The organism is Delftia deserti (genome assembly GCF_042653485.1).
Taxonomy (GTDB): Bacteria; Pseudomonadota; Gammaproteobacteria; order Burkholderiales; family Burkholderiaceae_C; genus Comamonas; species Comamonas acidovorans.
In genome coordinates this window covers 3,620,160-3,632,945 of record NZ_JBHSIH010000001.1, presented here as the reverse complement: position 1 = coordinate 3,632,945, position 12,786 = coordinate 3,620,160, and the positions used below count along the sequence as shown (strand labels likewise).

The window sequence follows — 12,786 nt, the reverse complement described above, 5'->3', positions numbered from 1 at the left end:
GGCTATGTCAACTCGGCTGGACGGGTTTCCATGGCATTGCGGGTGGGCAAGGTGATGCAGAACATGGCACCGCCTGCGGGACCGTTGCTGGCGACGATGGTGCCGTCCATGGTGTCGATGATCTTGCGGCAGATGGCCAGGCCCAGGCCCGTTCCACCCGAGCCGTTCTTGGTCTTGCTGGACTGCACGAAGGGCTGGAAGATCTTGTCCAGTTCCTGCGGCGGAATGCCCGGCCCCTGGTCGGAGATGGCGATGCAGATGTCGCCCCGTCCGTCGATGCGGCCCTGCACATCGATGCGCCCGCCAATGGGCGAGAACTTGATGGCGTTGGCCAGCACATTGCGCACTACCTGCTGGAAGCGCACGGGGTCGGCCTTGGCGATCAGCGGCGCCTCGTCGAGCTCCAGCCGCAGGTCGATGAGCTTTTGCTGCTGCTGCGGCTCCAGCTCGCGCACCACGGGCCGGATCAGGCTCCTGAGGTCGGTGCGTTCCAGGTGGATGGTTCCCACGGCGCTTTCCAGCTTGGCGACATCCAGCAGGTCATTGACCAGGGCCAGCATGCGCTGGCCGGCTGCATGGATATCGTTGAACATGTCGGCGATGGCGGCATTGCCGCGCGAGCGCAGGCCACCCAGTTCGGCAAAGCCCATGATGGACTGCAGCGGGGTGCGCAGCTCATGGCTCATGTTGGCGACGAACTCCGATTTCACGCGGAAGGCCTCTTCGGCCGCGTCGCGGGCTTCGCGGGTGGCATGCTCGGCCGCGCGGAATTCGCTCACGTCCACAAAGATGCTGAGCACGCCGGTGATCCGGCCCTGGGCATCCTTGACTGCCGCCTTGGAGATCTGCACGTCGCGGTAGCTGCCGTCCACATGGGGCAGCCGGGCCTCCAGCACCATGCGCTGGCCCGAGCGCAGCACGACCTGGTTGCTGCGCATCTGCAGCAGGGCATCGTCAAGCGAGTGCAGGCCCTTGATCTCATGGCCGAGCACGGCATAGCGGCCGCGGCCGAAGAAGTCCTCCCAGGCCTTGTTGACCAGGGCCACGCGCTGGTCCGCGTCGGTGACCAGCATGGGCAGGGGCGTGGTCTCGAACAGCAGGTGCTGGAAGGCCAGCTGGGTCTGCAGCTCCTGCTGGGCCTTCCAGCGGGCGGTCACGTCCACGGCGCTGCCGGCAAAGCCCACCAGCCGGCCATCGCGCAGCAGGGGCACCACGGCGATGTCGCACAGTATCTCCCTGTCGTCGGGAAGGCGAAAGCGCGCCTGGCAGTTGCGCAGTGCCAGCTTGGCCAGGGGGTCGAGCAGTGCCTGGATCTGGGGCCTGCAGGCTTCATGCACGATGCCCTCCAGCGGCTGCCCTACCGCCTCGACGCTGGGCTGTCCGGTCCATTGCTCCCAGCGGGCGTTCACGAAGGTCAGCCGGCCGTTGCTGTCGGTTCGGAAGATGAGTTCCTGCACGCTGCGCATGAGCACAGCCATCTCATGCTCGCTGCGGGCGATGCGCGCCTGGGCCTTTTCCATGGCCTGCTGTGCCGACCTCTGGACCCTGCGGGTCTTGAGCACCGACGCGCTCAGGCCCAACACAAGGGCAAGAAGTGCAAGTCCGGCCCCGAAGAAGGCGAAGGCATCGTCACGCCAGCGCGCGATCACCTCCGAGTAAGGTTCCTCCACGACCAGCAGCAGGGGCCAGTTGCGGACCGTGCGAAAGGACACGATCTCATGGGGGCCGAGCAGGCCGGCGCCAATGTAGGAGCCGAATTCGCTGCCTGGCAGCCATTTCTGGAAGATGGGGGTCTGCCGTGCAGAGGCCGTTTGAACGCCCCCGCCTGCGTTCGTGCTGGCCAGCGGCTGGCCGTCGTAGCTCAGCAGCACGGCCTCATAGCTGAGGGCCTCCAGCGTGGTCTGGTAGAAGTTGGCCACGGCGTCGGGATTGATCAGGGCCACCAGCACGGCGGGTGCGCCGTCGTCGTGCTCGAAGGCCAGGACCTGGGGCAGATAGTGGACGCCCCGCGGTGTCGCATGCGGGGCCGATGCCAGGGAGGAGAGACTGCGGCCGGTGACCAGACGTCCCAGCTGGACCTTGCCCAGGACCGGGGCCGATGCCTTGTCAGGCAGCAGCTTCTGCACCTCGATCTGCAGACCGGTCTCGCCCGCTTGCGTGCTCGCCAGGATGCGTCCTTCGCCATCGAGCAGCGCCATGCTGCGCAGAACCGGCAACTGGGCGACAACTTGCGCCATGGCCGCCTCGCGCGCATCGCGCGGGCTAGCGGCGGACTGGATGACCGGATTGTGGGCCAGGCTTGCCAGGGCGACTTCGCCGGTCTCGAAGGTCTTCCCCGTCTGATCTTCAAGTACCCGAGCCAGCAACGCTGCCTGGGCGTTGCTCTGGTCGGCCTCGGCGTGCAGCTGACTCCAGACAAAGAGCACCAAACCTGACAGCACGCACAGAGCAAATGTCAGTACCAATACCTTGAGGTGGGCGCTGCGCCTGGCCTCCAGAAAATGATGTGCGGCCGTTTGTTTGGACATGATGAAAATGCTCCATCGGTCGTATCAAGGCGCGACGATGGCGCTCAACCCATTGTTGCGCGAAGCCCTGGTCAGGCGCCCGTCGCGCTTGATGTCGGAGACGAACTGGTCCAGGCGAGCGAGCCACCGGGCGTCGGCCGGACTGGTCGCGTAGCCGTAGGGAAGCACATGGAAGGGCTTGGGCGGCGCGATCAGATGGGCCCAGTCGGAGCTGTCGAGCAGCCTGCGGCTGTAGGGATAGTCGGTCATGAACACGTCCACGCGCCCCGCCATGAGTTCTTTTTCCCGGCTCTGGGGTGGCTCGATGGGCACGAGGCGCGCATGTCTGAGCGTCTCGCGCATCACGGGCTCCATGAAGGTGCCGCGCTGCACGGCCACCTGTACGCCAGGCTGGTCGATGTCCGCCCAGGATTGCACGGTCTGATTGCTCTTGGTGGTCACACCGTAGATGTCGCTGCTCAGATACGGCTGCGTGAAGCGCAGCTGCTTTTGGCGCTGGGGAAGTATGCCCACGGCGAACATGGCGACATCGCAGCGCGACTCCAGCAGGTCAGGTATCAGCCTGGGAAAGGAGGAGTCCACATACTGCACCCGCACGCCCAGATCCTTGGCCAGCTCCACCGAGAGCTCCGCATCGATGCCCGTCAGCCTGCCTGTGCGCGCGTCGCGGAAGGTGATGCCGTAGTAGTCAGGCCATATGCACACACGTATGGCACCCGTGGATGCAATCCGGTCCAGCACCTCGCCGGCCCCGGCAGAACCGGACCATTGCGCAAGCGAGAGCAGCAATCCGGCAAAGGCTGCCAGGCGGGCTGGCGCGCGCCGTTGAGGCGGTGCGCCGAAACAGGTCGATGATGGACGCATGGTGGGCTTTCAGGGTGTGTCGATCAGTTCAGTGAAGGACGGAGACTGCCGGGTCAGCGCCAGGCGCAGCGCATCGAGCTCTTCGATGTTGTCCATGAAAGCGTCGACGATTCCGGGGTCCAGGGCCTTGCCCCGTTCCGCCGCGATCATCTCCAGGGCCTGCCCTCGCCCGAACGCCGGCCGGTACACCCGGTCCATGGTGAGCGCGTCGAAGATATCGACGATGGAGGTGATGCGCGCCGACAGCGGGATGTCTTCGCCTGCCAAGCCCTCTGGATAGCCCTTGCCGTCGAAGCGTTCGTGGTGGCTTGCGGCGATTTCGGCGGCCATCTGGAACAAGGGGATGCGCGACTGGCCCAGCAGGCGTGCGCCGATCTCGGCATGCCGGTTCATGACGAGGCGCTCCTCCGGACCCAGCGGGCCCTCCTTCTTGAGGATGGTGTCCGGAATGCCGACCTTGCCTATGTCATGCATCGGGGCCGCCTTGCGCAGCAGGCTGGCGAATTCGATGCGGCAGCCCAGGCGCAGGGCCAGGGCCTCCGACAGGTAGCCGATGCGGACGATGTGCGAGCCGGTATCGTCATCCTTGAACTCTGCGGCCATGGCCAGGCGCAGCAGGGTCTCGTGGTGGGCACGTGTCACTTCCTTGAGAAGATCGTTGCGCTCGCGGTACATGCGGCCGAAGTCCTGGATGAGCAGCTCCATCTGCTCCACGGCCGCAGGGTCGAAACGTCGCGATGGCTCCCTCGGGATGCCGGTCTGGTACTGGGCCATCAGTCGATCCTCTGCAGGCTTTCGATCGTCTCCAGCAGCTTCAAGGTGCTGAAGGGCTTGACCAGGTACTCGTCGGCTCCGGCGAGGATGCCCGCCTTGCGGTCTTCGGCGCTGCCCCGGGCCGTCAGCAGGATGACCAGCGTATGCAGCAGCTCGTAGGAGCTCTTGATGCGGCTGCAAACCTCCAGGCCATTGATGGTGCCCGGCATCATGATGTCGAGCAGGACGATGTCGGGCCTGAGCCTCTGGGCCATCGTCCAGGCTTCATCGCCATCACAAGCCTCTACGACTTCGAAGTCACGGAATTCCAGCGTCATGCGCAGCAGCTTGCGGATGTCTGCATGGTCTTCGACGATGAGTATTTTTTGCATGGGGAGACCCTTTCATGCCGAAACGGAAATTTGATCCGACATGTGAATCATAAATATCAATTCCATCAAATTTTATTGAATTTTTCTATCAAATACATGGCCGAGCCTGGTTTCCAGGTGGGCGCAGCCCATGCACGATCGCGACAAGACGCAGGCCGGCAAGGTGCACTTGGGGGGCTGAAGGCACAACTGATCCGCCAGCCAGGCAGGTGCCCGCCCTGAAGCAGGTTTGTCGCAGACCTGTCGCTGCGCCTGTGTGGAGGGCCTGTCCCTAGGCCTCGTCCTTCCACAGTGCGTCGAGGTCGGTGAATCCCCATTTCTCGGGGTCTTCCCGGCTGGCGATCTTCTCGGTGCACCCAGGCCGGGCCAGGTCAACGGTCTCCGGTGCTATCCGCATGCCGCTGGCCGTGGAATAGAAGACCTTGACCTGCGGACAGGTCAGGGACTGGCGGCCCGGGTCGATGACCACTCCCAGCCTGCCCGTGGTCAGCCGCACCAGGGAGCCCACCGGATAGATGCCGATGCTTTTGACGAAGGCCTGGAATACGGTCTTGTCGAAGTGCCCGGCGCTCCATTCGGCCATCCTGTGCACCGCCTCTGCAGGGTCCCAGCCGCGCTTGTAGGGGCGGTCCGAGGTGATGGCGTCGTAGACATCGCAGACCGCGCCCATCTTCGCGAACAGGCTGATGTCCTCGCCGCGCAGCCTGTGGGGGTAGCCCGTGCCGTCCACCTTCTCATGGTGGTGAAGGCAGACGTCCAGTACGACCGGGTCATCGACGCCGCCGGCCCTGAGCAACTCCAGGCCTCGCGCCGGATGCTCACGCATCTCGTCAAACTCCTGGTCCGTCAGGCGCCCCGGCTTGTTCAGGATGGTGGTGGCAATGGCCATCTTTCCAATATCGTGCAGCAGCCCCGCATAGCCTGCCTGGCGCACCTGCTGCGGTGGCAGGTCGAGTTGGCGTGCCAGCACGATCATCAAGGCGCAGACCGCCACCGAGTGCATGTAGGTGTAGTCGTCGCTGCTCTTGAGCCTGGCGATGCTGACCATGGCGCACGGATTGCGGATGATCGACTCGGACACCTCGGCGACCACGTAGCGGGCCTCGTCCTGGTTGATCTCCCTGCCCATGCGCACTTCGCGGAACATGGCGGTGATCGCCTGCCTGGACTGGTGGCAGATGCGGGCGGCCCGCTTCACCTCCTCCTCGAAGGCAATGGGCCGCAGCTCGCACTCCAACTCGGCCAGCTGCGAGATCTCGGACAGTTGGGCGTCGATCACGGTGTCCACCTGCTCGCGCGAGCAAGACGGCCCGCCTTGCGCGACATCCAGGCCCTTGGCGGTATCGATCCAGACTTCCTGAATGGGGGAGTGCAGGATCCTCGCCAGGTCGGCAGGGTCGTCCAGCCTGAAGCGGCTGCGCCAGAACGGGTGTTCCATCCAGCTGCCGCAGAGGCTTTCCAGAAACATGCCCAGCCGCAACTGGCGCACGCTGATGCGCTTGATCATGAACACGGACCCCGCAACGGTTCACATAGATCCACCATCTTGCCGCCGTTTCCCTGCTTCGGTACGAATCCAGGTCAGAAGGCCGCCCATTCCTCCTCCTTGACTGGCTGTTGCGCACGGGCCGGCGATAGGCGTGGTTGCCTGGACGGCGGCGCGTGCCTGGGTGCCATGGCCTGGACGGTCACCGCGCGCGGCGCGATGGAGTGGCTTGCCCCATGCCCAGGATGCATCTTGAAAGTGGAGACGATCTGCGCCAAAGCTGCGGCCTGCTGCTCCAGGCTGCCTGCAGCGGCCGAGCTTTGCTCGACCAGCGCCGCGTTTTGCTGCGTCATCTGGTCGAGCTGGCTCACGGCCTCGCCGACCTGACGGATGCCCACCGCCTGCTCGGCCGATGCGCTGGAGATCTCGCTGATCATGGTGTCCACGCTGCGCACCTGCTCAACGATACGGCCCATCTGCTCGCCGGCCCGTGTGGCCACCTCGGTGCCCTGCTCGACCTTTTGCAGGTTGGCGCCGATCAGCTCCTTGATCTCCTTGGCCGCCGTGCCCGAGCGCTGGGCCAGCGCGCGCACCTCGCTGGCGACCACGGCGAAGCCCCGGCCCTGCTCGCCGGCCCGCGCGGCCTCCACGGCTGCGTTGAGCGCCAGGATGTTGGTCTGGAAGGCTATGGCGTCGATGACGTTCGTGATCTCGGCAATCTTGCGCGAGGCCTCCGAGATGTCCTGCATGGTATGCACCACCAGGGCCACGGACTTGCCTCCCTCGACAGCGGAGGCCGAGGCGGCCGAGGCCACCTTGTTGGCCTGCTGGGCCGTGTCTGCATTCGTGCGCACCGTGGCCGTGAGCTCCTCCATCGAGGCAGCCGTTTCCTCGAGGTTGCTGGCCTGCTGCTCGGTGCGCTGGCTCAGGTCCAGGCTGCCGGAGGCGATCTCGCTCGATCCCGTGGCAATGGAGTCGCTGCTCTGGCGCACACGGCCCATGATTTCGCGCAGCTTGTCGTTCATGCTGCTCATGGCTGAGAGCAACTGGGCTGGCTCGTCCCTGCCCTGTACCACGATATCGGCCGTGAGGTCGCCGTGCGCCACGGTGTCCACCACCGAGACCGCCATGCGCAGGGGCTCGGTGATCGAGCGCGTGATCGCCCAGGCCAGCACGGCGCCCAAGACCACAGCCAGTGCGGCCAGGCCGCCGAGCAGGTACAGCGCCAGGTGGTAGTCCTTCTCGGCCTGCTCGGTGGCCTTGCGTCCGCCTTCCTGGTTCAGCGCGATGTCCTGGCCGACGACGTCCATGAGTTGGGCGAATGCCTGAGCGGTCGCTCCCGTGGCCAGGGCGCGCGCCTGGGCTGCCTGCTCGGGCCCTGCGCTGGACAGCTCGACCATCTTGCGGTCGGCGGCGCGGGCCGCATCCCACAGCACCACCATCCTGTCATACAGCTGCCGCTCCTCGGGCGAGGACACCAGCTTTTCATAGACGGCCAGCTCCGACTCCAGGGTTTTTTGGGCCTGCAGCAGCAGGTCCTCCTGGGCGCGCTTCCTTTGCACGTCGTCCTCGATCACGTGGCGCAGCCCCGCGCGCCGAGCCGCGTTGGCCGTGGCCCGGATCGAGGCAAGCACATTGGTGGAAGGCAGCCAGTTGGTACCCAGGTCGTTGGCATTGAACTGGACTCGGGCGATCTGCAGGGAGCCGATACCCGCCACCGTGCTGAGCAAGAGCAAAAGCAGGGTAAAGGCAACGATGAGCCTTGTGCGGATGGACAGAAGTCGGAGGAACATGGGGTCTCCTGGGAGGCGGTTGGAAGGAGTTTCGATCAATATGATGTAAATGATTGTTTTCTTGGCTTAAACGCAGCTTAAGAAATCAATTTTATCAATTTAAATCTGTGCGGCTCTTGCCCCCGAGATCCGGTCCCGCGGAGCCGCCACGCCGTCCTCTTCCTCTTGCCTGACCAATCGCCGCAGCCCTTTGGCGCCGGACGAAGCCTTCCGCCTGACGTGCACGACGAGGCATCAGCGACCAAAGTTGTAACAGTCGGTTGTGCTTCTTGGTGCTCTCTGCTAAATTTTTATCAAATTCATCAAATAAATTTGATTGGAGTGATAAAGATGTCGCACACACTGAAAACCGATACCGCCAGCCAATGGCTCTCCTTCCGCGTGGACGATGAGGAGTACGGCATCGACCTGCTGCAAGTGCAGGAGATCCGGTCTTACGAGTCGCCCATGCGCATCGCCAGCGGCCCCGCCCATTTCAACGGCGTGCTGGAGCTGCGCGGAGAGGTCATTCCCGTGATCGATCTGCGGCTCAGGCTGGGGCTTTCGCACAGGCAGTACGACGCCTGCACCGTGACCATCATGCTGCGCCTGCCGGGTGGAGTGACGGGCATGGTGGTGGAGGGTGTCACTGACGTGGTGACGCTGATGCCGCAAGACCTCCGTCCCGTGCCCGCCGTGGAAGGGGGCATCGTCAACGACTGCCTGCTGGCTATGGGCGTGCTTGATGAGCGTTCGCTGCTGCTGATTGATGCCCACCGGCTCTTGTCGACGACTAAAGCGTCCCTTGCCGATTGCACTGCGAGCTGAGCAACTTGCTCCCGCACACCTCCGGCCATATCCCGTAATTTGCATATCCGACAGGAGACATGTCATGAATCCTCGTTTCTGGACTGTCAAGACCAAACTTTCCGTGGCCTTCACTTGCCTGGCGATTCTCACCATGGCAGTGTCCTTGCTGGCCCTTCAGGCGTTGAGCGAGGCAAATCTGAATCTTGTCCGCTTCGTCGAAGGCATCAACGCCCGTGCACACCTGGCAGAGAGGGTTCGCACAGCCGTGGACCGCCGGGCGATCGCGGCGCGCAACCTGGTGCTGGTGACCTCGCCTGCAGACCTGGCGGCGGAGAAGGATGCCGTGACCTCCGCGCACACCGACGTCAACACCTCGCTGGCCGAACTCCAGGCCAAAATGGCTTCGAAGGATGTTGCGGCCGATGCACGCGATCTGGTTGCCAAAATTGCGGGCGTGGAGCAACGCTATGGACCGGTCGCTACCGACATCGTGTCCCTGGCTCTGCAAAACCAGAAGGAGGCAGCGATCCGCAAGATGAACGAAGAGTGCCGGCCCTTGTTGGCGCAGCTGATCGAGGCCACCCGCCAGTACAGTGAACTGACCCGCCTTCGTTCACAGCAGATGATCGAGGAGGCCGCGCAGGCCTACGCGCACCGCAGAAACATGCTGATCGCCGCCAGCGTCATGGCCTTTGTCCTTGCCGTGCTGATGGGGCAATTGATAGCACGCGGCCTGACACGTTCCCTGGGCGCAGAGCCGGCGCAACTGGGCGACGTTGCCCAACAGATTGCCCAGGGCAATCTCAGCCCTGAATTGCTTCGCCACCAGGCCCCTGAAGGCAGCGTCCAGGCATCGCTCAATGCCATGCTCCAGAGCCTGGTCTCGGTCGTGCATGAAGTTCGCAACAATGCCGACGGGGTCGCTGGCGGCAGCACGGAAATCGCCAAGGGCAATGCCGACTTGAGCCAGCGCACCGAACAGCAGGCCAGTGCCTTGCAGGAGACTGCAGCGTCGATGGAGCAACTGTCTACCACCGTCAAGCAAAACGCGGACAACGCCAGGCAGGTCAATCAACTCGCCTTGGGCGCAAGCCAGGTGGCCACCAAGGGCGGCGGCTCCGTGCAGGAGGTCGTCAACGCGATGCAGGACATCAGCGAAAGCTCGCGCCAGATCGGCGAAATCGTGGGCGTGATCGACGGCATCGCGTTCCAGACCAACATCCTGGCGCTCAACGCCGCGGTCGAGGCGGCCCGCGCAGGCGAGCAGGGAAAAGGCTTTGCCGTGGTCGCCGGTGAGGTGCGCAACCTGGCGCAGCGCAGCGCGCAGGCAGCCCGGGAAATCAAGCAGCTCATCGCCACCAGTGCCACACGTGTCAGGCAGGGTACCGAGTTGGCTGACCAAGCCGGAGCCACCATGGCGGAAGTGCTGCATTCCATCCAGCGCGTGACAGATCTCATGGGTGAGATCAGCAGTGCCAGTGATGAGCAAAGCGCGGGGGTGGCGCAGGTCGGCAAGGCCGTCAGCCAGATGGACCAGGTAACGCAGCAAAATGCGGCGCTGGTGGAGGAAAGTGCGGCGGCAGCGGCCAGCCTCAGAACGCAGGCACAGCAGCTGGTGCAGGCCGTGTCGATCTTCCAGCTGGGTGGTCATGCGGCACAGCTTTCCTCAACCCCGCCGCTCCCGCAACCCACGGTGCGGGCGCGCAATCGGGCGCCCGCGACAGCGGCACTCCCCGTACGCCAGGCTGTCCGCGCCGTGCAGCCCGTGCACAAGCAAGCGCAGGAGCAGGACGACTGGGTGTCGTTCTGATCAACCTGCCCCTTGCGTGCGGGATACGGGGCCACGGCCATGCAGGGTCTGCCAAGGGAACACAAGGCCCAAGTCCCGGGGACTGCGCAAGTTCTGATATTTTCAACGCTGTTCCTGCGCAGGCAGCCCCCGGCTTTCGACACCCCCATTTCATGATTTCAAACTTCATTCCGTTGAACCCACAGCAACTGGACGCCGCCATCGTTGATCTCGACGGCACCATGGTCAACACCCTGGGCGACTTCGCCGAAGCCCTCAACCGCATGCTGGCGGACCTGCAACTGCCGGCCATCGCCCCGCAGGCCATCGAGAACATGGTGGGCAAGGGCTCGGAGCACCTGATCCGCTCGGTGCTGGCCCATGTGGGCGCGGCCGATGTGGATGCCATCTACGGCCAGGCCTGGCAGCGCTACGAGCACCACTACCTGCAGCTCAACGGCCAGTTCGCCGAGGTCTATCCGGGCGTGCTCGAAGGCCTGCAGGCCCTGCGCGCGCGCGGCCTGCGGCTGGCCTGCCTGACCAACAAGCCGCTGTCCTTCGCGCAGCCGCTGCTGGCACAAAAAGGCCTGGCGCCGCTGTTCGAGCAGGTCTTCGGCGGGGACTCCTTCGAGCGCAAGAAGCCCGACCCGCTGCCCCTGCTCAAGACCTGCGAGGCCCTGGGCACCTCCCCCGCGCGCACGCTGATGCTGGGCGACTCCAGCAACGACGCCCAGGCCGCGCGCGCCGCGGGCTGCCCCGTGGTGCTGGTCAGCTACGGCTACAACCACGGTCAGCCCGTGCGCCAGGTCGATGCCGACGGCTTTGTCGATGTGCTGACCGAACTGGCCTGATTCTCACAGTTCCAGGTTTTTTGGAAAAAGAATGGGATTTGGCGTTGGTTAACGCACTTTGACGGTGCGATTTATGTTTTTGCTAGAGTCGTCTGCTTTGCCATCCTGGCCGCGATCCGGCCACAGACAAGGAGGAAGCACGCGACATGCACGGACTGCACCTGACCGCCGATCTCTACCAATGCCAGGGCGACGCGCGCCACATGCTCGACGCCGATGCCATCGCCGCCCTGTGCCGCGCACAGACCGCGCAGGCCGGCCTGACCCTGGTGGAGGACCGCTGGGTCAAGTTCCCGGACTACCAGGGCCAGCCCGGCGGCGTCACCGGCACCGTGCTGCTGGCCGAATCGCATCTGGCCATACACACCTGGCCCGAGACCGGCTGCGTCACCGTCGATGTCTACGTCTGCAATTTCTCCGCCGACAACTCGGGCAAGGCCCGCGCGCTGATGGAGGGCGTGATCGCCGCCTATGCGCCGGGCCGCGTGGTGCGCCAGCACCTGATGCGCGGCGACATCGGCCCCGGCGCCCGGGCCGCAGCGGCGGCCGATGAAGGCGATTGGGCGCTGGAGGCGCTCACGCCCCATGCGCGCTTCGGCTGGCGCGCCACGCGGCGCGAAACCGTGCAGACGCCCCATCAGGAGCTGGAGCTGCTGCACACGCCGCAGTTCGGCAAGGTGCTGCGCCTGGATGGCCGCTTCATGACCTCCGAAGGCGAGGAGTTCTTCTACCACGAGGCCCTGGTCCATCCCGCTGCCCTGGCCCACCCGGCGCCGCGCAAGGCGCTGATCCTGGGCGGTGGTGATGGCGGCGCGGCCGAGGAGCTGCTCAAGCACCCGTCCATGGAGCAGGTGGTGGTGGCCGAGCTGGACGAGGCCGTGGTCCAGGCCGCGCGCACGCACCTGCAGCAGGTGCACCGGGGCGTGTTCGATGATCCGCGCCTGCAACTGCGCATCGGCGATGGCATGGCCATGGTGGAGCACACCGAGGAGCGTTTCGACCTCGCGCTCATGGACCTCACCGACCCCGACACGCCTGCCAGCGCGCTGTACTCGGACGAAGCCCTGGCGCGCATGAAGCGCGTGCTGGCGCCGGGCGGCGCCCTGGTGCTGCACCTGGGCAGCCCCGTCTTCCATGGCGAGCAGGTGGCGCGGCTGGTGGCCAGCCTGCGCGAGCGCTTTGCCATCGTGCGCTGCTACGGCCTGTACATCCCCCTGTACGGCGCCTACTGGGGCCTGGCCGTGGCCTCGGACACGCTGGACGCGGCGGCGCTGCCGCCCGCCCAGCTGCGCCAGCGTCTGGCCGAACGCCGCCTGCCTGACCTGCGCTACTACAACGCCGAGGTGCACCCCGCACTGTTCGCGCTGCCCAACTATTACCGGGATCTGGTGCAGCCTGCGCCCCTGGCGGCGCTGCCCCCGCGCGCAGCCCGCTTCGGCTGAACCCGGTCCGTTCTGGAAACGGACCCGGCCCGGCCTGGCTGCAGTGGCAACTGCGCGCCCGGCAGGGCAAATTTGACACAGTGCTGCAATCTGGTGGCA

At 65.1% G+C, this 12,786-nt stretch carries 10 protein-coding genes and 1 pseudogene; 5 read left to right on the top strand and 6 right to left on the bottom strand.

Translation table 11 applies throughout. The annotated features are described in order from the left end of the window. Positions 1–2 precede the first annotated feature (2 nt). The 6 genes from ACFPFG_RS17515 to ACFPFG_RS17490 form a co-directional block, all read right to left on the bottom strand. The gene (locus ACFPFG_RS17515) at positions 3–2,528 is read right to left on the bottom strand and encodes a sensor histidine kinase (protein ID WP_197954079.1); all 2,526 of its coding nucleotides are present in this window, start codon (positions 2,526–2,528) and stop codon (positions 3–5) included. 24 nt (positions 2,529–2,552) lie between these two features. Continuing rightward, the gene (locus tag ACFPFG_RS17510; RefSeq protein WP_183020720.1) at positions 2,553–3,392 is read right to left on the bottom strand and encodes a substrate-binding periplasmic protein; all 840 of its coding nucleotides are present in this window, start codon (positions 3,390–3,392) and stop codon (positions 2,553–2,555) included. 9 nt (positions 3,393–3,401) lie between these two features. Continuing rightward, positions 3,402–4,166, bottom strand: a complete 765-nt coding sequence (locus ACFPFG_RS17505; protein WP_380107601.1) for an HD-GYP domain-containing protein — start codon at positions 4,164–4,166, stop codon at positions 3,402–3,404. Beyond that, positions 4,166–4,537, bottom strand: coding sequence for a response regulator transcription factor (locus tag ACFPFG_RS17500; RefSeq protein ID WP_012202670.1), 372 nt, complete (start codon positions 4,535–4,537; stop codon positions 4,166–4,168). Before ACFPFG_RS17500 ends, ACFPFG_RS17505 begins: the two co-directional genes overlap by 1 nt. A gap of 271 nt (positions 4,538–4,808) precedes the next feature. Further along, complete coding sequence (locus ACFPFG_RS17495; RefSeq protein WP_183020722.1) at positions 4,809–6,044, bottom strand: HD-GYP domain-containing protein; 1,236 nt, start codon at positions 6,042–6,044, stop codon at positions 4,809–4,811. 74 nt (positions 6,045–6,118) lie between these two features. After that, the gene (locus tag ACFPFG_RS17490) at positions 6,119–7,816 is read right to left on the bottom strand and encodes a methyl-accepting chemotaxis protein (protein WP_312378128.1); all 1,698 of its coding nucleotides are present in this window, start codon (positions 7,814–7,816) and stop codon (positions 6,119–6,121) included. Between the two features lie 330 nt (positions 7,817–8,146). Between ACFPFG_RS17490 and ACFPFG_RS17485 the strand changes: the two genes are divergently transcribed. The 5 genes and pseudogenes from ACFPFG_RS17485 to speE all read left to right on the top strand — a co-directional run bounded on the left by ACFPFG_RS17485 (position 8,147) and on the right by speE (position 12,687). Beyond that, positions 8,147–8,623, top strand: a complete 477-nt coding sequence (locus ACFPFG_RS17485; protein ID WP_183020724.1) for a chemotaxis protein CheW — start codon at positions 8,147–8,149, stop codon at positions 8,621–8,623. Between the two features lie 64 nt (positions 8,624–8,687). Further along, the gene (locus ACFPFG_RS17480; protein ID WP_380107598.1) at positions 8,688–10,415 is read left to right on the top strand and encodes a methyl-accepting chemotaxis protein; all 1,728 of its coding nucleotides are present in this window, start codon (positions 8,688–8,690) and stop codon (positions 10,413–10,415) included. Positions 10,416–10,567: 152 nt separating this feature from the next. Then, the gene (locus tag ACFPFG_RS17475; protein ID WP_197954077.1) at positions 10,568–11,245 is read left to right on the top strand and encodes a phosphoglycolate phosphatase; all 678 of its coding nucleotides are present in this window, start codon (positions 10,568–10,570) and stop codon (positions 11,243–11,245) included. A 146-nt stretch (positions 11,246–11,391) separates the two neighbouring features. Then, a pseudogene (gene speD / locus ACFPFG_RS33600) lies at positions 11,392–11,742 on the top strand (adenosylmethionine decarboxylase); the annotation flags it as partial. A 6-nt stretch (positions 11,743–11,748) separates the two neighbouring features. Beyond that, positions 11,749–12,687, top strand: coding sequence for a polyamine aminopropyltransferase (gene speE / locus ACFPFG_RS17470; RefSeq protein WP_465251928.1), 939 nt, complete (start codon positions 11,749–11,751; stop codon positions 12,685–12,687). Positions 12,688–12,786 lie beyond the last annotated feature (99 nt).

Bases quoted from the DNA above. Each gene is read 5' to 3' on its own strand.
- ACFPFG_RS17475 (WP_197954077.1), top strand. From the start codon at position 10,568: ATGATTTCAAACTTCATTCCGTTGAACCCACAGCAACTGGACGCCGCC.
- speE (WP_465251928.1), top strand. From the start codon at position 11,749: ATGCGCGGCGACATCGGCCCCGGCGCCCGGGCCGCAGCGGCGGCCGAT.
- ACFPFG_RS17510 (WP_183020720.1), bottom strand. From the start codon at position 3,392: ATGCGTCCATCATCGACCTGTTTCGGCGCACCGCCTCAACGGCGCGCG.
- ACFPFG_RS17500 (WP_012202670.1), bottom strand. From the start codon at position 4,537: ATGCAAAAAATACTCATCGTCGAAGACCATGCAGACATCCGCAAGCTG.
- ACFPFG_RS17495 (WP_183020722.1), bottom strand. From the start codon at position 6,044: ATGATCAAGCGCATCAGCGTGCGCCAGTTGCGGCTGGGCATGTTTCTG.
- ACFPFG_RS17480 (WP_380107598.1), top strand. From the start codon at position 8,688: ATGAATCCTCGTTTCTGGACTGTCAAGACCAAACTTTCCGTGGCCTTC.
- ACFPFG_RS17485 (WP_183020724.1), top strand. From the start codon at position 8,147: ATGTCGCACACACTGAAAACCGATACCGCCAGCCAATGGCTCTCCTTC.
- ACFPFG_RS17505 (WP_380107601.1), bottom strand. From the start codon at position 4,166: ATGGCCCAGTACCAGACCGGCATCCCGAGGGAGCCATCGCGACGTTTC.
- ACFPFG_RS17490 (WP_312378128.1), bottom strand. From the start codon at position 7,816: ATGTTCCTCCGACTTCTGTCCATCCGCACAAGGCTCATCGTTGCCTTT.
- ACFPFG_RS17515 (WP_197954079.1), bottom strand. From the start codon at position 2,528: ATGTCCAAACAAACGGCCGCACATCATTTTCTGGAGGCCAGGCGCAGC.